The sequence below is a fragment of the Aeromonas sp. HMWF014 genome (genome assembly GCF_963878295.1).
Lineage (GTDB): Bacteria > Pseudomonadota > Gammaproteobacteria > Enterobacterales > Aeromonadaceae > Aeromonas > Aeromonas popoffii.
Map to the genome: position 1 here is coordinate 1 of NZ_CAWNYS010000538.1, position 1,014 is coordinate 1,014.

At 65.9% G+C, this 1,014-nt stretch carries 2 pseudogenes; both read left to right on the forward strand.

Annotation, left to right across the window (positions count from 1 at the left end):
* Positions 1 to 173: pseudogene (locus tag AAC083_RS21015) on the forward strand (ABC transporter ATP-binding protein); the annotation flags it as partial.
* 27 nt (positions 174 to 200) lie between these two features.
* Positions 201 to 1,014 (forward strand): annotated as a pseudogene (locus AAC083_RS23400) (cell division protein FtsX); the annotation flags it as partial.

Here is a 1,014-nt window from a genome sequence, read left to right on the forward strand (position 1 = left end):
TCGATGAGCACAACGCTGAGCAGGTGATGGCGTTGATGATGGAGGCGGTACGTGAAACCGGTGCGGGGCTCTTGCTGGTGAGCCACAACCCCGCCTATGGCGCGCTGGCGGATAGAGTGCTGCGCCTCGAAGGGGGCCAGCTGATTGAGCTCAAGAGGCCGCACCATGTGTGACGCCAGCGGCGATCGCGAGGCTATCTCATGCTGCCACTGAAGGCGCTGCTGCGCCTTTATCGCGCGCATCCCTGGCTGCTGTTGATGAGCCTGACCGGGCTCATGCTGGGGGTCTCGCTGGTGGTGGCCATCGAGCTGCTTAACCACAGTGCCAGCACCAACTTCGTCGCCGCCCGCACCCAGCTGGCGGGGGATGCCAACTACCGGCTGGCCCCGAGCGGTGGCCTGGATGAGCAAGGTTACGTACAACTGGTGCGCAGCCAGCCGAGCCTCAATGCCATGCCGCAGCTGCATGCCTGGCTCAAAGACGAGCAGGGACGCAGTTTTCAGCTGCTGGGGATGGATCTCTTCAACCCCGGCCCCCTGCGCCAGCTGTTTGGTGAGGGCCCATCCAGCGAGCCCGCCTTCTCCTTAAGCCGCGCCGACAGCGTCTGGCTGTCAGCCCCCGAAGCAGATCGCCTTGGCTGGCAGCCGGGCCAGTCCCGCACCTTTGTGCTGGGCGGCGGTGGCAAGGGTGATCGCCCACTGACCCTGACCCTGGCGGGCACCTTCGAACCCGGCGCCGTGCCCATGGAGCGGCTGCTGGTGACCGACATCGGCCTCGCCCAGCCTCTGCTTGGCAAAGAAGGCCGGCTCGATCGCATCATCTTCAAGCTAAGTGACGCCGAGGCCCGCGCCCTGCAAGCCCTGCTGCAAGCTAACCTCCCCCATCAGCCGCTGTGGCTCGAGCCTATCAGCCCGGCACTCGATGCCAGCCAGCTCGGCGATGCCCTGGCGCTCAACCTCACCGCCCTCTCCCTGCTCGCCATGGCGGTGGGACTGTTTCTGGTGTTCAACGCCC